The organism is Agromyces mariniharenae, assembly GCF_008122505.1.
Taxonomy (GTDB): domain Bacteria; phylum Actinomycetota; class Actinomycetes; order Actinomycetales; family Microbacteriaceae; genus Agromyces; species Agromyces mariniharenae.
Window position 1 is genome coordinate 1,001,780 of sequence record NZ_VSSB01000002.1, and the last position, 20,153, is coordinate 1,021,932.

19 protein-coding genes are annotated in these 20,153 nt (G+C 71.6%); 3 read left to right on the forward strand and 16 right to left on the reverse strand.

Features of this window, described 5'->3' with window-relative positions:
* Window positions 1-177: 177 nt before the first annotated feature.
* The 12 genes from FYC51_RS17970 to hrcA all read right to left on the reverse strand — a co-directional run bounded on the left by FYC51_RS17970 (window position 178) and on the right by hrcA (window position 11,643).
* Window positions 178-1,575 carry an ABC transporter permease gene (locus FYC51_RS17970; protein WP_148735116.1) on the reverse strand — a complete coding sequence of 466 codons (1,398 nt, stop codon included), beginning with the start codon at window positions 1,573-1,575 and terminating at the stop codon, window positions 178-180.
* The gene (locus FYC51_RS17975; RefSeq protein ID WP_148735117.1) at window positions 1,575-2,336 is read right to left on the reverse strand and encodes an ABC transporter ATP-binding protein; all 762 of its coding nucleotides are present in this window, start codon (window positions 2,334-2,336) and stop codon (window positions 1,575-1,577) included. The genes FYC51_RS17970 and FYC51_RS17975 overlap by 1 nt, the downstream gene beginning before the upstream one ends.
* Window positions 2,337-2,532: 196 nt before the next feature.
* Window positions 2,533-3,204 (reverse strand): response regulator, encoded by a 672-nt coding sequence (locus FYC51_RS17980; protein ID WP_148735118.1) that lies wholly within the window; start codon window positions 3,202-3,204, stop codon window positions 2,533-2,535.
* Complete coding sequence (locus FYC51_RS17985) at window positions 3,201-4,400, reverse strand: sensor histidine kinase (RefSeq protein ID WP_148735119.1); 1,200 nt, start codon at window positions 4,398-4,400, stop codon at window positions 3,201-3,203. Before FYC51_RS17985 ends, FYC51_RS17980 begins: the two co-directional genes overlap by 4 nt.
* 91 nt (window positions 4,401-4,491) lie before the next feature.
* Entirely contained in the window at window positions 4,492-5,385 is an 894-nt protein-coding gene (gene era, locus FYC51_RS17990; RefSeq protein WP_148735120.1) for a GTPase Era, read from the reverse strand.
* The gene (locus FYC51_RS17995; RefSeq protein ID WP_148735121.1) at window positions 5,378-6,694 is read right to left on the reverse strand and encodes a hemolysin family protein; all 1,317 of its coding nucleotides are present in this window, start codon (window positions 6,692-6,694) and stop codon (window positions 5,378-5,380) included. Before FYC51_RS17995 ends, era begins: the two co-directional genes overlap by 8 nt.
* A 2-nt stretch (window positions 6,695-6,696) precedes the next feature.
* A complete protein-coding gene (gene ybeY / locus FYC51_RS18000) occupies window positions 6,697-7,158 on the reverse strand; it encodes an rRNA maturation RNase YbeY (protein ID WP_148735122.1) in 462 nt (153 codons plus the stop codon).
* A 39-nt stretch (window positions 7,159-7,197) separates the two neighbouring features.
* Window positions 7,198-8,214, reverse strand: coding sequence for a PhoH family protein (locus FYC51_RS18005; protein ID WP_148735390.1), 1,017 nt, complete (start codon window positions 8,212-8,214; stop codon window positions 7,198-7,200).
* A gap of 76 nt (window positions 8,215-8,290) precedes the next feature.
* Window positions 8,291-8,650 (reverse strand): HIT domain-containing protein, encoded by a 360-nt coding sequence (locus tag FYC51_RS18010; protein WP_148735123.1) that lies wholly within the window; start codon window positions 8,648-8,650, stop codon window positions 8,291-8,293.
* A gap of 24 nt (window positions 8,651-8,674) precedes the next feature.
* Complete coding sequence (locus tag FYC51_RS18015) at window positions 8,675-9,409, reverse strand: 16S rRNA (uracil(1498)-N(3))-methyltransferase (RefSeq protein WP_148735124.1); 735 nt, start codon at window positions 9,407-9,409, stop codon at window positions 8,675-8,677.
* Between the two features lie 55 nt (window positions 9,410-9,464).
* Entirely contained in the window at window positions 9,465-10,565 is a 1,101-nt protein-coding gene (dnaJ, locus tag FYC51_RS18020) for a molecular chaperone DnaJ (protein WP_148735125.1), read from the reverse strand.
* A gap of 55 nt (window positions 10,566-10,620) precedes the next feature.
* Complete coding sequence (hrcA, locus tag FYC51_RS18025; protein ID WP_148735126.1) at window positions 10,621-11,643, reverse strand: heat-inducible transcriptional repressor HrcA; 1,023 nt, start codon at window positions 11,641-11,643, stop codon at window positions 10,621-10,623.
* Between the two features lie 189 nt (window positions 11,644-11,832).
* Between hrcA and FYC51_RS18030 the strand changes: the two genes are divergently transcribed.
* Both FYC51_RS18030 and FYC51_RS19850 read left to right on the forward strand, forming a co-directional pair.
* Complete coding sequence (locus FYC51_RS18030; RefSeq protein ID WP_148735127.1) at window positions 11,833-12,246, forward strand: DUF4870 domain-containing protein; 414 nt, start codon at window positions 11,833-11,835, stop codon at window positions 12,244-12,246.
* Between the two features lie 120 nt (window positions 12,247-12,366).
* Window positions 12,367-12,837, forward strand: coding sequence for a DUF4870 domain-containing protein (locus FYC51_RS19850; protein ID WP_148735128.1), 471 nt, complete (start codon window positions 12,367-12,369; stop codon window positions 12,835-12,837).
* Window positions 12,838-13,108: 271 nt separating this feature from the next.
* Here FYC51_RS19850 and hemW read toward each other — a convergent pair whose 3' ends face one another.
* The 4 genes from hemW to FYC51_RS19360 all read right to left on the reverse strand — a co-directional run bounded on the left by hemW (window position 13,109) and on the right by FYC51_RS19360 (window position 17,591).
* Window positions 13,109-14,335 carry a radical SAM family heme chaperone HemW gene (hemW, locus tag FYC51_RS18040; protein WP_148735391.1) on the reverse strand — a complete coding sequence of 409 codons (1,227 nt, stop codon included), beginning with the start codon at window positions 14,333-14,335 and terminating at the stop codon, window positions 13,109-13,111.
* 2 nt (window positions 14,336-14,337) lie between these two features.
* On the reverse strand, window positions 14,338-14,988 hold the full coding sequence (locus FYC51_RS18045) for a DUF1990 family protein (RefSeq protein ID WP_148735129.1): 651 nt from the start codon (window positions 14,986-14,988) through the stop codon (window positions 14,338-14,340).
* A gap of 42 nt (window positions 14,989-15,030) precedes the next feature.
* Window positions 15,031-15,945, reverse strand: a complete 915-nt coding sequence (locus FYC51_RS18050; protein WP_148735130.1) for a hypothetical protein — start codon at window positions 15,943-15,945, stop codon at window positions 15,031-15,033.
* A 275-nt stretch (window positions 15,946-16,220) separates the two neighbouring features.
* On the reverse strand, window positions 16,221-17,591 hold the full coding sequence (locus FYC51_RS19360) for a hypothetical protein (RefSeq protein ID WP_187432717.1): 1,371 nt from the start codon (window positions 17,589-17,591) through the stop codon (window positions 16,221-16,223).
* A gap of 220 nt (window positions 17,592-17,811) precedes the next feature.
* On the opposite strand from FYC51_RS19360, the gene FYC51_RS18060 reads away from it, so the two are divergent.
* Window positions 17,812-19,308: a recombinase family protein gene (locus FYC51_RS18060; protein WP_148735131.1), complete on the forward strand. Its 1,497-nt coding sequence runs from the start codon at window positions 17,812-17,814 to the stop codon at window positions 19,306-19,308.
* Window positions 19,309-20,153: the final 845 nt, after the last annotated feature.

The window sequence follows — 20,153 nt, forward strand, 5'->3', positions numbered from 1 at the left end:
CGAACTCCGCAGCGAGGGAGGCCTGTGAACTAGGACTCGCTGCGGCAGCTAAGGAGGAGCAGGCCGCGAAGCACGACCTCAGGCTAACACCTGCCTCGTGCAGGTGCGCAACCATGACGACACGGGCGGATGCCGCGTGGCTGCGGCATCCGCCCGTTCACGTGGTCGGCTCTGGCTCTACTCGACCGCGAGCGCGACGACGGGCGCGACCAGCATCGCGCGGCGTGCGGGCGCGATCGAGGCGGCCAGCGTGAGGAGTCCCGCGGCCACGAGGAGCACGCCGAACATCGCCCACGGGATGCCGGGGAGCACGATGGTGCCCTCGCCCTGCGCGCCGCCGAGCAGCGACTGGGCCCCCGCCCAGCCGTAGGCGAACCCGAGCACGATGCCGGTGACCGTGGCCGCGAGCGTGAGCGCGGCGCTCTCGGCGACGATCATCCAGCGCAGCTGGCGTCGCTCGAAGCCGAGCGCCCGCAGCAGCCCGAGCTCGCGCGTGCGCTGCATGACGCTCAGCGACAGCGTGTTCACCATGCCGATCGCGGCGATGAGCGCACTGAAGCCGATGAGCACCGTGAACACCGCCACGGTCACGTCGAGCATCTGGTCGACGCCCTGGTACACCTCGGGCTGGGCGCGCTGCGCGGCGCGGATGAGCTCGCGGTACGACTCCATGGTCACGGCGAACGTCGTGACGAGGGTCACGCCGATGACGAGGCCGATCGTCATGCGCGAGCTGCGCTCGGGGTGGCGCACGGCATTCTCGGCCGCGAGTCGGGCCGCGGGCGACGTGCCGAGCGCGCGGCCGACGAGCCGCAGCACGGGCGGCATGACCACGTGCGCGCCGAGCACGATGCCGGTGAACGAGAGGATGCCGCCGGCCATCGCCACGAGCACGCCGTAGGGCTCGGTGAGCCCCCACAGGATGCCCGCCACGAGGAGCCCGAGGCCGAGCACGACGAGCACGATCGCGGCGATGTTGCGGACCCGATGGCGGGCGAGCTCCTCGCGGTCCTGCTCGTGGGAGTCCCCGATCGCCTGGATCGGGCGCACGCGCAGCACGCGTCGCGAACCCACCCAGGCCGAGAGCCACGTCGTGATCACCACCGCGACGGCGGGCAGCACGACGGCCGGATTGAGGTAGTCGTAGTCGGTCGCGGGCATGAGGTCGGTCGCCACCGCGACCTCCTCGAGCAGCATCGCGGCGCCCGTGCCCGCGCCGACGCCGATGACGGCGCCGACGAGCCCGACGAGCAGGCCCTCCTTCGCGATCTGCCCGCGCTGGGCGCGGGCGCTCGACCCGATGAGCCGGAGCAGCGCGATGAGCCGCGTGCGCCCGGCCACGACCGTGGCGACCGTGTTCGCCGTCACGATCGCGCTCACGTAGACCGCGATGACGATGAACACGGTCGCGACGATCCCCAGGATGATCCGGACCGTGCCGCTCTCGCCGGTCACGTCGTCGGCCGCGATCGCCGCGCCGAGCAGTCCCGTCACGTGCAGGAGCATCACGCCGAAGGTGCCCGCGAGCGCCGCCACGAGCAGCGTCGGCCATTGGTCCCTGATCCGGGTGCGCATCAGGCCGCGACCTCCATCGACAGCATGAACGCCGAGATCTCCTCGGCCGACGAGCGCGTGGCATCGCGCACGATGCGACCGTCGGCGAGGAACAGGATGCGATCGGCGTGGCTGGCCGCCACCGGGTCGTGCGTGACCATGGCGATCGACTGCCCATACCTCGCGCTCGCCGTCGCGAGCAGGCCGAGCACCTCGCGCCCCGTGCGCGAGTCGAGGTTGCCCGTCGGCTCGTCGGCGAAGACGAGGTCGGGACGCGTCGCGAGGGCGCGCGCGATGGCGACGCGCTGCTGCTGTCCGCCCGAGAGCTCGTGCGGACGGTGGCGCAGGCGGGCGCCGAGCCCGAGGGTGTCGATGAGCTCGTCGATCCACGCCTGCTCGTCGCGGCTCGGGCGGCGACCGTCGAGCTCGAACGGAAGCAGCACGTTGCCGCGCACGTCGAGGGTCGGCACGAGGTTGAACGACTGGAACACGAAGCCGATACGGCGCCGGCGCAGCACCGTGAGCGCCGAGTCGGAGAGCTCGGTGATGTCGGTGTCGCCGAGCCAGACGCGGCCGGCCGTCGGCGAGTCGAGCCCCGCCATGATGTGCATGAGCGTCGACTTTCCCGAGCCCGACGGGCCCATGATGGCGGTGAACTCGCCGCGGCGGAGTCCGAGCGAGACGTCGTCGAGGGCGGTGACGGTTCCGGCGCCGTGTCCGTAGCGCTTGCCGAGGCCCGTCACGCGGGCGATGAGACCGAGGTCGGAGGGTTGGATCTGCATGCCTCCGACGCTACGGACCGAGGTGCCAGCGGGTCATCGGGCGGTCGGATGGTCGTGGGTCATCCTCTGGGATGACTCCCCACCCGGTCGTCGAGTAGCGCCGCGCGCAGCGCGACGCGTATCGAGACGCAGCGTGTTCGGTCTCGATACGCGTCGGCCTCCGGCCGGCGCTACTCGACCACCGAGGCGGCTGTCGTTACTCGACCATCGGGAGGTCGTGCTCGTAGGCGAACACCACGAGCTGCACGCGGTCGCGCAGGCCGAGCTTCGCGAGGACACGGCTCACGTGCGTCTTGACCGTCGCCTCCGAGAGGTACTCGGATGCCGCGATCTCGGCGTTCGAGAGGCCCCGGGCCGCGAGCGCGAAGATCTCCCGCTCGCGCGGCGTGAGCTCCGACCATGCGGCCGGCGCCGGGCGTCGTCCGCTCCCCCGGCCGACGTGCGCGAACAGCTCGCGCGTTGCACTCGCCGCGATCACCTGGTTGCCCCGGTGCACCGTGCGGATCGCGGCGAGCAGGAACTCGGGATCGGCGTCCTTCAGCACGAATCCGCTCGCGCCGGCGCGGATGGCCCGGGCGGCGTTCTCGTCGAGGTCGAACGTCGTGAGCACGAGGATGCGCGGCGGCGTGCGCCCGTCGCGGTCGGCATCGGCGAGGATCCGCTCGGTGGCCGCGATGCCGTCGAGCAGCGGCATCCGCACGTCCATGAGCATGACGTCGGGCTGTGCTCGCGCGGCGAGCTCGATCGCGGCGACCCCGTCGCCGGCCTCCCCCGCGACCGCGAGGTCGGGCTGCGACTCGACGAGCATGCGGACGCCGGCGCGGAACAGCGCCTGGTCGTCGACGAGGGCCACGCGGACGCCGCTCATGCCGCCCTCCCCGTCACGGCAGGGATGCGCGCGCGCACGCGGAACATCCCGTCCGCACCGGCATCGGCGGTGAGGGAGCCGCCGGCGAGCTGTGCGCGCTCGCGCATGCCCGGGATGCCGTGGCGGATGCCGTGCGACTCGACGGCGGTCGCGGCATCCGCTCGCATCGCGTTGACCACTTCGAGGTCGACGCCGCCCTCGTCCCAGCGCAGGCCGAGGTCGACCGGAGCCGTGACGTCCCCGTGCCGGAGGGCGTTCGTGAGCCCCTCCTGGGCGATGCGGTAGACGGCGATCTGGTGTCCGGTGCCGAGCGGGAGGCGGTCGCCCGTCTCGGTGAAGCGCACGTCGAGCCCGGCGTCGCGGACGCGTTCGAGCAGGCCGTCCAGGTCGTCGAGCACGGGCTGCGGGGTGTCCGCCTCGTCGTGGCGGAGCTCGGCGAGCAGCACGCGCACGTCGCCGAGGGCGCCGCGCGCGACCCCCGCGATGGTGTCGAGCGCCCCGACGGCCGCCTCGGGCCGGGTGCGCGCCGCGAAGCGCGCCCCGTCGGCCTGGGCGATGACGACGGCGAGCGAGTGGGCGACGACGTCGTGCATGTCGCGCGCGATGCGATTCCGCTCCTGCTCGACCGCGTAGCGGTACTCGACGAGGACGCGCTCGCGGTTCGCGAGGTCCTCGCGGCGTCGCACCTCGCGGGAGTCGCGCACCGACCGCGCGAGGAGGCCGGCCGTCCAGGCGAGCACGAGCACGGCGATCGAGGCGACGAAGAGGAAGCCGAGCATGAAGGTCGCACCGAATGCGTCGCCCGGCGTGCCGAGGACCGCGGCGCCGCCGAACAGCGGCTTCAGGACACCGAGGTAGACCGTCGCGATGATCGCGCCGGCGCCGGCGCTCGCGAGGCCCGCCCACTTCACGACGCTGCCGCCGTGCGCAGCCGTCGAGTAGAGCACGCCGAGCACGGCCGCGTCGTAGAGCTGCAGGTCGCGCAACGCGAGCATCTGCATGATCGCCGCCGCCCAGGCGATGCCGAGCGACCAGGCCGGCGAGAGTCGGCGCACCGCGAGCGCGCCGACGAACCCGATGAGGACGATGACGTCGACGGCGTTGCCGAGCAGCGCGAACGGAAGGCAGAGCAGTCCGAACACGACGGCGAGGACGATGTCGGTCGTCAGCCTGCCGCGGCTCAGGGAGGTGTGCACCGAACCACCGTACGCGCTCCCTCGGAGGCCCTCCGGCGCCCCGGCGCGGAATCATCCTCGAGTCGTACGCGCCGCCGTGGTGCGCGACGGGTCAGAACCCGAGCCGCCCCAACTGCTTGGGGTCGCGCTGCCAGTCCTTGGCGACCTTCACGTGCAGCGCGAGGAACACCCTGCGCCCGAGCAGCCGCTCGATCTGCGTGCGTGCGGTCGCGCCGACCTCCTTGAGCCGGGCGCCGCCCTTGCCGATGATGATGCCCTTCTGGCTGTCGCGCTCGACGTAGAGGTTCGCGTACACCTCGACGAGGTCCTTGTCCTCGCGCTCGATGAGGTCGTCGACCGTCACCGCGATCGAGTGCGGCAGCTCGTCGGAAACGCCCTCGAGCGCGGCCTCGCGCACGTACTCCGCGATGCGTTCGGTGACGTCCTCGTCGGTGAGGGTCTCGGCCGGGTAGAGCGGATGCTCCGCCTCGGGCATGAGCGCGAGCAGCTCGTCGACGAGCACCTCGAGCTGCTCGCCCTTGGGCGCGGAGACCGGCACGATGGCCGCCCACTCGCGCAGCTCGGACACGGCGAGCAGCTGCTCGGCCACCTTGGCCTTCGACGTGGCATCCGTCTTGGTGACGATCGCCACCTTCTTCGCGTTCGGGTACTGGTCGAGCTGCTCGTTGATGAAGCGGTCGCCGGGGCCGATCGGCTCGTTCGCGGGCACGCAGAACGCGATGACGTCGACGTCGCCGAGCGTCGACTGCACGAGCGAGTTGAGGCGCTCGCCGAGGAGCGTGCGCGGCCGATGCAGGCCCGGGGTGTCGACGAGGATGAGCTGGCCGTGCGGACGGTGCACGATGCCGCGGATGGCCCGCCGGGTGGTCTGCGGCTTCGAGCTCGTGATCGCCACCTTCTCGCCGACGAGCGCGTTGGTGAGCGTCGACTTGCCCACGTTGGGGCGCCCGACGATCGAGACGAATCCGGCCCGGTACTCAGCCACGGTGGTTCCTTCCTTCGAACTCCCCGGTCTCGAACGCGGCCTGCGCGTCGATGAGCGCCTGGTCGCGCTCGACGAGGATCGTCGCGATGCGCTTGCGTCGGCCCTCGGTGCGCTCGGCCTCGAGGACGAGCCCCGAGACGGTCACGCGCTCGCCGGTCTGCGGGAGCCGGCCGAGCTCCTTCGCGAGCAGGCCGCCCGCGCTGTCGACGTCCTCGTCCTCGAGGTCGAGGCCGAAGAGCTCGCCGAGCTCGTCGATGGGCAGGCGGGCGTTCACGCGGTAGCGGCCGTCGCCCAGCTCCTCGACCTGCGCCGCCTCCCGGTCGTACTCGTCGGAGATGTCGCCGACGAGCTCCTCGATGAGGTCTTCGAGGGTCACCAGGCCGGCGATTCCGCCGTACTCGTCGACGACCATCGCGAGGTGGTTGGATTCGAGCTGCATTTTGCGCAGGAGCGCGTCGGCCTTCATCGAGTCGGGCACGAACACGGCGGGTCGCACGAGCTCGCCGACGGTGAGGCCCTCGGCATCGAGCGGGCGCTCGAACCCGAGCCGCGCGAGGTCGCGGAGGTACAGGATGCCCGTGACGTCGTCGGCGTCGCGCGCGATCACGGGGATGCGCGAGTAGCCGGCCTTCAGGAACAGGGCCATCGCCTGCGGCAGGTGCGCGGTCGAGTCGATCGTGACCATGTCGGTGCGGGGCACCATGACCTCGCGCACGACCGTGTCGTTGAACTCGAAGATCGAATGGATGAGCTCGCGATCGCCCGGTTCGAGCACCTCGAGCTCGGCGGCCTCGTCGACCATGCTGAGCAGCTGTTCCTCGCTCGAGACGCCCGCGAACCGCAGGCGCCCGGGCGTCACCCGGTTGCCGAGCGACACGAGCGCGTTCGCCAGGGGCCCGAGGAGCACGCGCAGGAAGTGCACGACGGGCGCGGTGAGTCGCAGCACGGTCGCGGCGTGCGCGCGGCCGACGCTGCGGGGGCTCGCGCCCACGAGCACGAACGAGACGGCGGTCATGATGAGCGCCGAGTAGAGCAGCACGAGCCACACGTTGTCGAGGAACGACGTGAACGCGAGCGTCACGAGCACCGCGGCGGTCGTCTCCGAGATGATGCGCACGAAGTTGACGGCGTTGACGTGCGCGCCCGGGTCGTCGGCGATCGCGAGGAGCGAACGACGGACGCGGGAGCCCAACGCGAGGTCCGTGACATCCGCTCGGCTCGAGACGCCGAGGGCGGAGTCGACCGCGGCCATGAGGCCGCCGAAGGCGACGAGCACGAAGGCGGCGCCGAGGAAGAGCCAGGGCTGCATGGTCAGCGGCGTCGCTCCTGCATCGCGAAGCCCACGAGGATGTCGCGCTGGATGCCGAACATCTCCTTCTCTTCTGCCGGCTCGGCGTGGTCGAAGCCGAGCAGGTGCAGGATGCCGTGCGTCGTGAGCAGCAGCAGCTCGTCCATGAGCGGATGCCCCGCCGACTTCGCCTGGGTCTCGGCGACCTGCGGGCACAGCACGACGTCGCCGAGGAGGCCGGGCGGCGCAGGCTGGTCCTCGGTGCCCGGGCGGAGCTCGTCCATCGGGAAGCTCAGCACGTCGGTGGGCCCGGGCTCGTCCATCCACTGCACGTGGAGCTGCTCCATCGCGCCCTCGTCGACGAGCACGATCGCGAGCTCGGCGTCGGGGTGCACGTGCATGGCGTCGAGCGCGTAGACCGCGAGCCGCTGCAGCGCGGCCTCGTCGACCTCGATCGCCGACTCGTTGTTGACCTCGATGCTCACCGGCCGCCCCTCCACTCGCTCACGCCTCGTCCCACCGGCTCACGCCTTGCCCTTCCGCGGGAGGTGGTCGCGCGGCGCGTGGCCGCGGCGCTCCGCCCGGTTGGCGAACTCGCGGGCCTGCTCGCGCTCGAACCTGTTGGCCTGCTGACGCTGGTCGTACTCGGTGTACGCGTCGACGATGCGACCGACGAGGCTGTGCCGCACGACGTCGTCGCTCGTGAGCCGGGAGAAGTGGATGTCGTCGACGTGGTCGAGGATGCGGGTCACGAGCCGCAGGCCGCTGGCGCCGCCCGGCAGGTCGATCTGCGTGATGTCGCCGGTGACGACCATCTTCGAGCCGAACCCGAGTCGCGTGAGGAACATCTTCATCTGCTCGGGCGTCGTGTTCTGCGCCTCGTCGAGCACGACGAACGAGTCGTTCAGCGTGCGGCCGCGCATGTACGCGAGCGGGGCGACCTCGACGGTGCCCGAGGCGAGCAGCTTCGGCACGACCTCGGGATCCATCATCTCGTTGAGCGCGTCGTAGAGCGGGCGCAGGTACGGGTCGATCTTGTCGGTGAGCGTGCCGGGCAGGAAGCCGAGCCGCTCCCCCGCTTCGACGGCAGGCCGGGTCAGGATGATGCGGCTGACCTCCTTGCGCTGCAGCGCCTGCACGGCCTTCGCCATGGCGAGGTAGGTCTTGCCGGTGCCGGCGGGGCCGATGCCGAACACGATGGTGTTCTCGTCGATCGCGTCGACGTACTCGCGCTGGCCCTCGGTCTTGGGCCGGATGGTGCGTCCGCGCGCGGACACGATGACCTGTCCGAGCAGCTCGGACGGCCGGGAGTTGGGATCGGCATCGAGCATTCGGGCCGAGCTCCTCACTTCGGTGGGTGTCGGATCCTGGCCGGCTCGCACGAGCTCCAGGAGTTCTTCGATCAGGCGGCGCACGCGGGTGCGCTCGTCGGCGTCGCCGCGGATGGCGATCTCGTTGCCGCGCACGTGCACCTCGACGCCGGGGTACTCGCGCTGGATCGACGTGAGCAGCCGGTCCTGCGGGCCGAGCAGCCGCACCATGGCGATGCCGTCGATGCGGAGACGTTCCTCGTCGTCGCGAGCGGGCCGCGGGGCGGCACCGTCGGGACCCTCAAGGTCAGCCGGCAAGCGATCCCTCCTCGAGGCCGCCCGCGAGGACGTGGGCGTGCACGTGGAAGACGGTCTGCCCGGCGTTGCCGCCCGTGTTGAACACGAGTCGGAAGTCGCCGTCGGCGAGCTCGTCGGCGACGCCGCGCGCCACGGCCACGAGCTCGGCGAGCAGCGCCGGGTCGCCCGCGGCGAGCTCGACGACGTCGCGGTAGCCGCCCTGCTCCTTCGTGGTCACGACGACGTGCACGGGCGCCTTGGGCGCGATGTCGTGGAACGCGATCACGCGGTCGGTCTCGGCCACGATCTGCGCGGGGATCTCACGCGCCGCGATCCGCTCGAAGAGGGTCGGCTCAGCGTGTTCGGTCATCTCACCATCGTAGCGACGGATGACTCACCACCGCCCGAGGGTTGCGTTCAGCACGGCGATCGCGGCGGGCCCCGCGGTCGAGGTGCGCAGCACGGAAGCCCCGAGCCGCACGGGTTCCGCCCCGGCCGCCACGAGGCGCTCGAGCTCGGCCGGCGCGATCCCGCCCTCGGGGCCGACGACCAGCGCGAGGTCGCGGCCGTCGGGCCGGAGCTCGGTGAGCGCGATCGTCGCGGTCGGCTCGAGCAGCAGCATCCGACTGCCGCCGAGCGCGGCCGGCAGGGCGGCCGTCGCGGTCACGGATGCCACGGGCGGCAGCCAGGCGCGGATCGACTGCTTCACGGCCTCGCGCACGATCGACGCCCAGCGCAGGCGCCCCTTCTCGGCCTTCGGGCCCTCCCAGCGGGACACCGACCGGCTCGCCTGCCACGGCACGACCGCGTCCACGCCGAGCTCCGTCGCGGCCTGCACGGCGAGCTCGTCGCGGTCGCCCTTCGCGAGGGCCTGCACGAGGATGAGGCGCGGCGACGCGGCGGGCTCGACGACGACCTCGTCGACCTCGAGGGCGAGCTCGCGCGGCCCGGTCGACGCGACCACGCCGTGCACGAGCGTGCCGCGGCCGTCGCCGATCGCGATGCGCTCCCCCGGTCGCACCCGCGACACCGTCACCGCGTGGCGCGCCTCGTCGCCCGCGAGCTCGACCACCGCGCCGGGCGCGACGGCGGCGAGGTCGAGCGACTCGTCGAGGTAGAGGTGGCTCATCGCGGCATCCGTGCCTTCTTCTCGTTCGTGCGCTCGTCGGAGGATCGTCGAGGGATCAGCCCAGGAACCGGTCGCGCAGTCGCGCGAAGAGGCCCTGCTGGAAGTGCGTGAGCTCGGGCTTCGGCGCCTTCTTCGATGCGGCGAACTGCTGGATGAGGTCGCGCTCCTTCGACGAGAGCTTCGACGGCGTGAGCACCTGTACGCCGATGCGGAGGTCGCCGCGGCCCGTGCCGCGGAGCTTCGTGACGCCGCGATCCTTGACGGTGATGACCTCGCCGCTCTGCAGGCCCGAGCGGAGCTCGACGTGGACGTCGCCGTCGAGCGCGGGAATCGTGGTCGTCGTGCCGAGGATCGCGTCGGTCATCGCGACCTCGAGCGTGCACAGCAGGTCGTCGCCGTTGCGGCTGAACACGTCGTGGTTCTTCACCTTGATCTCGAGGTAGAGGTCGCCGTTCGGGCCGCCCGCCGGACCGGCCTCGCCCGAGCCCGGCATCTGCAGCCGCACGCCCGTGTCGACGCCCGCTGGGATGTCGACCGGCACCGTGCGACGTGCGCGCACGCGCCCCTGGCCCTGGCAGGTGACGCACGGCGTGGCGATGATCGTGCCGTAGCCGCGGCACGTGCCGCACGGGCTCGAGGTCATGACGTTGCCGAGCAGCGAGCGCACCGAGCGCTGGATCGAGCCCGTGCCATGGCAGATGTCGCAGGTGACCGGGGCGGTGCCCGGCTGGCAGCACGAGCCGTGGCAGGTCTCGCACGTGACGGCCGTGTCCACCTCGATGTCGCGGTGCGTGCCGAAGATCACCTCGTCGAGGCCCACCTCGACGCGGATGAGCGCGTCCTGGCCGCGCTCGCGCCGGGAGCGGGGTCCGCGGGTCTGCTGCCCGGCGCCGAAGAAGGTCTCGAAGATGTCGCCGAACCCGCCGAACCCCTGGTCGCCGAACCCGCCGCCGCGGCCGCCCAGGTCGTACTGCTGGCGCTGTTTCGGGTCGGAGAGCACGTCGTACGCGTGCGTGACCTGCTTGAAGCGCTCGGATGCCTCGGCGCCCGGGTTGACGTCGGGGTGGAGTTCGCGTGCGAGGCGTCGATAGGCCTTCTTGATCTCGTCGGGGGTGGCGTCGCGTGCGACGCCGAGGACCTCGTAGTGGTCTGCCACGGAGGGCGTGTCCTTTCGATTGCCGGATGCCGAGCGGGTGGGTCGGCAGCGGGAGTCAACTCTCGCCGAGGGTGCGGGAGAGGTAGCGGGCGACGGCTCGCACGGCCGCCATGCTGGTGGTGTAGTCCATGCGCGTGGGGCCCACGACGCCGAGGCGCGACACGTCGCGGCCGGGGATCTCGAACGCGCTCGAGACGATGGAGGTCTCGCCGAGGCCGAACGAGGCGTTCTCGCGACCGATGCGCACGGCCACGGCGTGCTCGTCGCCCGACATCTCTCCGAAGAGCTTCAGCAGCACGACCTGCTCCTCGATCGCCTCGATCACGTCGAGGATCGACCCGGCGAAGTCCTGCTCGGTGCGCACGAGGTTCGCGGCGCCGGCCACGACGAGCCGGTCGCTGCGCTGGGCCCGCGCCTGCTCGGCGAGGGTCAGGGCGAGGGTGTGCAGGACGAGCGCGTGACGGCGGTCGGTGCCGGGGATCTCGCCCGACAGCGCCACCGCGGCATCCGCCATCGTGCGACCGCCGGCGATCTCGTTGAGTCGCACGCGCAGCCCGGCGAGCGTCTCCTCGTCGACGGGCTGCTCGAGCTCGACGAGCCGCTGCTCGACCTGGCCCGAGTCCGCGATGAGGATGCACAGCACGCGCGCGGGCGCCAGCGAGACGAGCTCGACGTGGCGCACGCGGGCGCTGCCGAAGCTCGGGTACTGCACGACGGCGAGCTGCTTGGTCAGCGACGCGATGAGCCGCACGGTGCGCGCGAGGAGCTCGTCGAGGTCGCTCGACTCGCCGAGGAAGGTCTCGATCGCCTGTCGCTGCGCCCGCGTGAGCGGCCGGACGTCGGTGAGCTGGTCGACGAAGACGCGGTAGCCCTTGTCGGTCGGGATGCGACCCGACGACGTGTGCGGCGCCGCGATGAGCTCCTCCTCCTCGAGGAGGGCCATGTCGTTGCGGATCGTCGCCGCGGAGACGCCGAACGCATGGCGTTCGACGATGGTCTTCGAGCCCACCGGCTCGCGCGACGCGACGTAGTCCTGCACGATGGCGCGGAGCACCTCGAGACCGCGTTCGGAGACCATGTTCCTCGCTTCCCTCACCGCTTAGCACTCGTTCTTCCTGAGTGCCAATCCTATCGCGACATGCCGCGACCCGGCCGTTGCCACCCGACGACCTCGGCGATACCGTAGCCGTACCCCGCGAGTCACCCCGGCTGCGATCCACCCTGCTCGCAGCCCGCGGTTCACCCCAGAACCCCCGAAAGGCACGCAATGACCGACCCCAACTCGCAGACCCCCGACCCGAACGTCCCGCCGCCCCCGCCGCAGCAGCCGGCCTCGTCGTCCCCCACCGGCGTCGTGCCGCTCACGCCCGAGCAGGACGTGCAGTGGGGCTCGTTCGCCCACCTGGGCGGCGTCCTCGGCGTCCTGCCCTCGCTCATCATCTGGCTGGTCTTCAAGGACCGCGGCTCGTTCACGAACACCGAGGCGAAGGAGGCGCTGAACTTCCAGATCACGCTGCTCTTCGGCTACGTGATCTCGTGGATCCTCGTCGTCGTGTTCATCGGCGCCATCCTGGTCTGGGCGGTGTGGATCCTCGGCGTGGTGTTCTCGATCATCGCCTTCCTGCAGGCGAAGGACGGCAAGCACTACCGCTACCCCTTCGCGATCCGCCTCATCAAGTAGCGCGCAGGCGTCGCACCGTTGCGCCCGCCGCAGGAGTGCCTACTCCCGCGGCGGGCGTCGCTGTGCCAGCATGAGAATCGACCGAGTCTCGCTCAGAGGCCCCGAAGAAGGAGTCCGCGCATGTCCGACACGCCCCAGCCTCCCCCGCCGCCCCAGAGCCCTCCGCCACCGCCGCCGCCCTCGCAGGGTCCGCCGCCGCCTCCGGGCCAGCCGCCCCAGGGTCCGCCGCCGCCGCAGGAGCCGTACGGGGGTCAGGCTCCGCAGCAGCTCAGCCCGGCCGACGAGAAGCTGTGGGCGACGCTCATCAACGTGGGCGGCATCTTCTTCTACTTCGTGCCGGCGCTCATCGGCTACCTCGTCCTCAAGGACAAGGGCCCCTTCGTGCGGCACCACACCGCGACCGCGCTGAACTTCCAGATCACGATCGCGATCGCGCTCGTCGTGAGCTACATCCTGATCTTCCTCTTCATCGGCATCCTGCTCGTGATCGCCATCGAGATCGTGAAGATCGTGTTCAGCATCATCGCGGCCATCAAGGCCAACCAGGGCCAGCTCTACACCTACCCGCTCTCGATCAAGTTCGTGAGCTGACGCCGGCCGGCGCCGGTCGCCGGACTCGTCGCGCGGAGGCCCGCCCGCGGTGCGCACAGCACCGTCGGGCGGGCTTCCGCGTTCCGGCGACGGCTCGCGACCGGCGCTCCGTCCGAGCCGATCCGTCGGCAGTCCGCTCCCGCCCGGAAAGCGCGTTCGTTCGACGAGCTTGCAGGAAGAAGTCGGACCCTCACGGCGTGTCTGCGGTCGACACGCCGACCACCCGTTGGTTCTTCCTGCATTCGCGATGGCAGTCACGCGCGCGACGCGCTCAGGCGTCGAGCAGCCGCCGGACCACCGCGTCCGCCAGCAGCCGTCCTCGCCGGGTGAGCGTCAGCCGCCCGCCGAGGGCGGCTCTCGCGTCCACGAGGTCGTCGGCGATGAGCCCGGCGACCGCGTGGCGCCCGCCCGCGTGCAGCGACGGGACGTCGATGCCCTCCCGGATCCGCGTGAGCAGCAGGACGCGCTCGGTCTCCCGCGTCGGCTCGTCGAGCACCTCGCGCCCCACCGCCGGCGAGAACCCGGCCGTCACCCGCTCGGCGTACGCGGCCGGATGCTTCGCGTTCCACCACCGCACGCCACCGACGTGGCTGTGCGCACCGGGCCCGACGCCCCACCAGTCGTCACCCCGCCAGTAGCCCAGGTTGTGGCGCGACCGGTACTCGGGCGTGGTCGCCCAGTTGCTCACCTCGTACCACGCATACCCGGCGGCGCCGAGCATGTCGTCGACGAGCTCGTACATGTCCGCCTCGAGGTCGTCGTCGGGCTGGGCGAGCTCGCCGCGACGGATCTGCCGCGCGAGCTTCGTGCCCTGCTCCACGATGAGCGCGTAGGCGCTGACGTGGTCGGGACGCTGGGCCACGACCGCCTCGACACTGCGTCGCCAGTCGGCCAGGGACTCCCCCGGCGTGCCGTAGATGAGGTCGAGGCTCACGTCGAGCCCGGCGTCGCGGGCCCAGCCCACGACGAGCGGGATGCGATCGGGATCGTGCGTGCGGTCGAGCGCCGCGAGCACGTGCGGCACGGCGGACTGCATGCCGAACGACACGCGCGTGAAGCCGCCGTCGGCGAGCCGGCGCAGGTCGTCGGGTCCCACGGAGTCGGGATTCGCCTCGGTCGTCACCTCGGCGCCGTCGACGAGGCCGAACTCGTCGCGCACCGCCGCGAGCATGCGCACGAGGTCGTCGGCGGGCAGCAGCGTGGGCGTGCCGCCGCCGAAGAAGACCGTCGAGGCGGCTCGAGCGGGCACGCCGGATGCCGCGAGCACGCGTCGCGACATCCGGACCTCGCCGATCGCGTGGTCGGCGTAGTCCGCCTGGCGCGCACCGCGGAGCTCGTCGGACGTGTACGTGTTGAAGTCGCAGTACCCGCAGCGGACCCGGCAGAACGGGACGTGCAGGTACACGCCGAACGCCCGGTCCGCGGCGCCCTCAGCGGCCGATGCCGGCAGCAGGCCGTCGAGGGGCGCCGGCTCGCCGAGCGGAAGCGCCGATCCCACGATCAACTCGGGAAGGCGGGATGCAGCGCGCGCAGTTCGCGCGTCGTGAGCTCCCGGCGCTTGCGCCGCCGCCGGCCGGAGCCGAGCCGCCGCACGCCGCCGCGGCCGCCGAGGAGCGACCGGATCGTGAGCCACACGCCGTCGTCGTCGCGGTGCTCGAGGATGAACGACTCCTCGCCGCTCTCGGGGCCGTCGGCGGTCGTGCCGTACGCGAAGCCGATGCGCTGCGGCTCGTCGATCACGTAGACGACGAGCACGGGGGTGTCGCGGTGTCCGATACGCCGGCGCCGCCGGAGCGTGGCGGTCATGCCCGCCGTGATGTAGGGGGTGCCGTCGGCGCCGAACCGGTCCTCGGTGCGCGGAGCCGGCTGCTCCGCGAGCGGGGCGCCTTCGGCGTCGTACACGATGCCCGGGTACTGCGCGCCCGTGCCCTCGGAGATGTCGACGACCTCGAACCCCGCACCGCGCTGGATGCCCCACGTCATGAGCGCCTCGGCGGCGCGCGCGAACCGGTCGGCGCCGCTTCCGAGCCGCACGGAGTCCTCCGCAGGGCGGTACCCGGCCGGCGGGTAGCGCAGGAGATCGGGCGCCAGGGTCGCGCCGATCGCGCCGTACGTGACCGACTGGTCGGTGAAGGTGCTGCGTCGGGTCATCCGTCGATTCTACGGAACGCGCCTGGGGCTACGCCGACGCAGTCAGCCGGCCGTGAGCGTCGCGACGACCGCTGCAGCCGAAGCCTCGGTGACCGCCTCGAGATCCCCGTCGTCCACGGAGTCGTAGGAACCGTTGACGATGAGCAGGCTCCCCTGGACGCTGAGATGGACAGCGCACTCGGTCTCGTAGGCGCACGCGAGGGACGCGGCATCCGCACCGGGGACGTCGAGTGGACGGACATCCACACCCGACATCGCCGCGTCCGACACCTCACGCCACGCCCACGCGCCCCCCGGGAGCACGGTGACGGTGAGCATCCGCAGTTCGCCATCGGGCGCGTCGTAGATGTCTGCCTGACGCCAGACGCAGGTCCGGAACGCCGCACGCTGCCACGCCACCGAGAAGATCACGCCGGGCCCGGCGTACGACGGCTCCGGGAGGCCGAGCGACGGAGATCCGCTGGCGCCCCTGAGGTCACCGGCATCGAGTCGCAGGCAGTCATCCCACGCAGGCAGGACGTCCCCGAGGTCACCCCGTGCTCCCGCCTGCACCGTGGAGAGCGCCTCGGTGATCGTCGCTCCGATCTGCAGGGCCGCCGTCGACGCGTCGCCGGTCGCGGCGTCGGCCGGAACGGAGACCTCGAACTCGACCCAGTGGCCGCCCGGGGTGAGGTCGGCGGAACATCCCACGACCTCGTCCGTCCAGCAGCGAAGGTCCGAGTCGGGACCGAAGGCCGCCGTGCCGCCGGGGTACGGGTAGGCGACCACGAACGCCCGATAGTCCTCGACGCCGTTCGGAAGGACATCGACGTGCAGGCGCGCGGCCGGTGTGCCGTCGACCTGCCACTCGCACGTGACGACGCCGGCCTGCAGCTGCGCGGCCGACCCGTCGGAAAGCGGATGCTCCACCGCGACACCGCCCTCACCGAGCACGGTCTCCCGGACCGCTGCCGGCACCAGCTCGTCGCACGCGATAGGGATGAGCGCCGCCGGCCGCGAGAGCGGGGGCTCGGTGGGAGGTTGCGTCGGCTCCGCCATCGGAGTCTGGCTGGGTCGCGGAACCGTCGTGGTCTGCACGTCGCCTGACGGCGTGGCACATGCCGACAGCAGCATGATCAGGAGGAGCGCGAACGGGAGCGGGGCGCGTGACGGCACTCTCCGACCCTGGAGTTCCGAACTGCCGAGCGATCGCGGTCTGGATCGGCGCCTCGAACCGCTCGCCGGTGGCGTCGTCATCGAGGAAGATTCGCGATCAGGAACCGGGCCGCCGCGAGGACGTCCGCCTCCGCGTCGCGCCCAGAGTTGGTGGGCGTGACGGTGGAGACGGTCACCAGGGTTCCGCGGACCGATGCCTGGATGGAGCAGTGGCCGTACGCGTGGAAGCAGGTCCGCACGGCGGCCTCTGCGCCCGTGATGGCCACCAGTTCGGCGTCACCGGTCGGGTACTTCGCTGCGAACGTCGCAGGCTCCGGTACGGCCCAACCGCCGCCCGGGAGGATGCCGATCGACACGCCCGGCAAGCTGTTCCCCGCGCTCGACCCGCTCCAGCTGCAGATGCCGAAACCCGCTCGCCGGAATGCGGCCTCGGTCAACGTGAGTCCGAATACGTCGGCCACGGGGGCCCCGAGGTTCGGCGAGGCGACCGCGCCGCGCAGCCCTGCACTGTCGAATCGGTCGCAACTCGGTGCACTGCCGAGGTCCTCCCGCGTGCGCGCCGGACCGGCGGCGTCCAACGCCGCCTCGATCGACGCGCCGAGCTCTGCAGCCAGCCCGTACGGCGCCTCGTCACCGTTCGCGTTGGCTCCCCCGAAGTTGAACTCGACCCAGTGGCCGGCAGCGGTGAACCCGCCCCTGCAGCTCCACACGCTAGTCGGGGTCCTCGGCGTGCAGTCCAGTCGCGAATCGGGTCCGAGCGCGTCGGACCCGTAGGTGCCGAACAACGTCGAGAAGGCGCGGAAATCGTCGACCGCATCGGGGAGGAGATGGAGTTCGAGGGACGCCGTCTCCCCGGCACTGAACCAGACGCAGTGCCGGACGCCGGCCTGCCATTCGGCGGCGACGCCGTCATCCCTCGCCGGCCGCCCGATGTCCTCGTACAGGGTGCCGCCGTCGCCCATCACCCGCATGCGCAGGTCCTCCGAGACGAGGCCCTCGCAGCCGATCGGAACCAGTGCCTCGGGTTTCGGTCCGACCTCGAACGCGGGAGCGGCGTCGGGATCATCGGAAGCCGGCTTCGGCGTGACCGCGACCGGCTTCTCCGTCGGCGACGCGGTCTCCAGGCCCCTCGGCGTCGTCGTCCCTCCGGACTTCGCTTCGCTCGCCGACCCCGCAGCGGTCTCACTGCCGACGGACGAGGCGTCAGCCTCGGCGGACGACAAGCCGGAGACGAGCGCGATGCCGCCGGCGACCAGCGCCACGACGACGATCCCTGCCCCCGCGGCGAGGATTCGTCCACGGCGTCCCGACGAGACCAGCCGGGACAACGGCGCGCGACGCGCCCGCACGGAATCGGCCCCCTCCGTCGGGATGGCCGGCGTGATCGCGGGATCTCGCTCGGGTTCGGACAGGGTAGGCGTCATCTGCGACTCCTCGTCGATGGCCACGGCCAGGCGAGGACTCGCTGCGTCCGGCGCTCCCCCATGGTGCGCAGCAGCAGCCTATTGGGCTGACGGTGCGCGCGACATCACGATTCGGACGCGAACGGAAGACCTACTTCTTCTTGGCGTCCTTCGACTCGGTCTCCCCCGAGAGCGCTAACCGAGCAAGAACGGCCGCCCGGCCCTCTTCTTTCTCGACAACGCCTCCGAGAAGGGACATTCCACAATGACGAAGCCTATCCGCGCGGTCCTCTACGTCCGCATTTCAGCCTCCGACGACGACTCGACCTCGATCGCCCGACAGGAGGCTGACCTCCGCGAGATCGCCGCCCGCGAGGGTTGGGACGTTATCGAGCCGCCTCTCGTCGACGACGGGATCTCGGGCCGGAAGGCCCGCGCGAACGCCACCGAAGCGCTCCGGATGATCGCCGACGGCGAGGCCGACGTCCTGGCGGTGTGGAAGTTCGATCGCTGGACGCGACAGGGCCTCTCCGCTGTCGGCGTCCTCGCCGACACTCTGAAGGACGCCCCCGGATCGCTCTTCGTCTCCCTTCGCGACGGCCTCCGCTCCGATCAGCCCGCCTTCGGGATCATCGCCTCGGTCCTCGCAGAGGTCGCGAAGATGGAGGCCGAGAACACGTCCGCCCGCGTGCGGAGCTCGATCTCTCACCTGAAGACAGTCGGCCGCTTTCATGGCGGCGTCGTCCCCTTCGGTTACGACGCGATCCCCAACCCCGACGGACCGGGCCGCGTGCTCGTCCTGAACGCGGCGGAGGCCGCGATCGTCCGCGAGATCGCCGAGCGTCTCTGTCGTGGTGAGTCGACGACGAAGCTCGCGCTCGACCTCACGGCTCGCGGCGTGCCGACCGTCCGTAGCGACTACCGCCGCGCCCTGAAGACCGGGCGACCCGCGGAGGGCCTCGACCGCGGCCACTGGCTCGGCGGGACGATCCAGAAGACGTGGACGTCGGCTCACCTTCTCGGCTACGTGCTCCACCGCGGCGAATACGTCCGCGGCGAGGACGGCCTCCGCCTCCGAGTCTGGCCCGCCGTGATCGACTTCGAGACTCGCGAGCGAGTCCTCGCCCGTCTGCGGAATCCGGGCACGACCGAGGGGAAGCGGTCCCGCCGCAAGCGGGCGGCGCGCCTCCTCTCGGGCCTCGCCTTCTGCGCGGGCTGCGGCGCGCGAATGCACATCGGCATGTCGAGGGGCGTCCCGATGTACGCCTGCCCGAATGATCTCGACCGGCGCTGCGAGCGTCCGCGCATGACCGCCGCGAATGCCGAGCGGATCGTCGTCGAGCGCTTCCTCGCGATCGTCGGATCTCACCCCGAGCTGGAGATCGTCCAGCTCGTCGGCGACCCCGGCGTCTCCGAGGAGCTCGCCGAGATCGAGGCGGGCCTCCGAGAGGCTTCGACCGAGCTCCTCCGGGATGATGCCGACTCTGCCGCGCTCTTCGCTCGCATCGGGGCTCTGAAGGCTCGTCGTGCCGAGCTCAGCTCGGCGTCGGCCGAGATCCGGGAGGTCGGACGGCCGACCGGCCGAACCTACGCGGAGGCATGGGACGCCGCCGAGCTCGACGAGCGTCGCCGTCTCCTCGGCTCGGCGATGGATCACGTCGCGATCCGCAAGCTCCGCCCGGAGGAGCCTCGGAAGGGCCTCCACCGCGACCGCGTCGCGATCGTCTGGGCTGACGAGCTCGCGGAGGTCGAAGCCGCCTGACGCCTCCCCCCGAAGGTCGCTCCAGCCGCGTTTGCACGACGCGCCGGGGCGGCCTTCGGCGTGTGTAAACACCGCTGGCCCTCTTCTACTTCGAGGGCCCGTGACGGGCGTACCGGCGAGCTGGCCCTCTTCTCTTTCGAGGGCCGTGACGCCCTGCAACACTCCCGGCCCTCTTCTATCTCGTGGCCCCTCGCCGTTCGGCGTAACCCTGGCCCTCTACTCTTTCGAGGGCCCGTGACGTGTGTCCCACCTTCCCGGCCCTCTCTTCTTTCGTGGGGTTGTGACGAAGTCTGAGCAGCCGAGGCCCTCCCGGCCCTCTACTATCTCGACCCCTCTCTCGCGCCTCTCCGGCGCACCCCTGACCCCCGAGCCGCCCCGTTCCTGCGCGAGCGCCTCGGCCCGCGGCGATGACGCTGCACCGCGAGCCGCCCGGTCGTCCTTTCTCGGGCACGCTCGCACCCCCGCGAGCTCGGCTGATTATCGGCGGCCGATCTCGCGCCCGCGACGCCTCCGGGTTGGTTCCCCGGCGCGTCGCGCGGCGATCCTCCGTATGGCTTCCGGAGGCTCTCGCCGAACGGCGGCCCTCCCGTCTGCGCTCCTGTCGCGATGGAGGGGGTCGCCTCCTTCAGCTTCCGGACGGGCGTCCCCTGCGCCCGGTCCTACCCCTTCTTGCGCCGTGAGTCGCGAGGGGATCCCGTCCGGTCGGCGCTCCCGCGCCACCCCTTCGGCGACGCCGAGCTCGTCCGCGTGCAGGCCACGCGACGCGGCTCGATCGCGCCACCCCTACCCCTTCGGACTCCGGCCGCCGAGCAGGCCTCGACGGATCCAGCGTCCCGCGAAGCCGC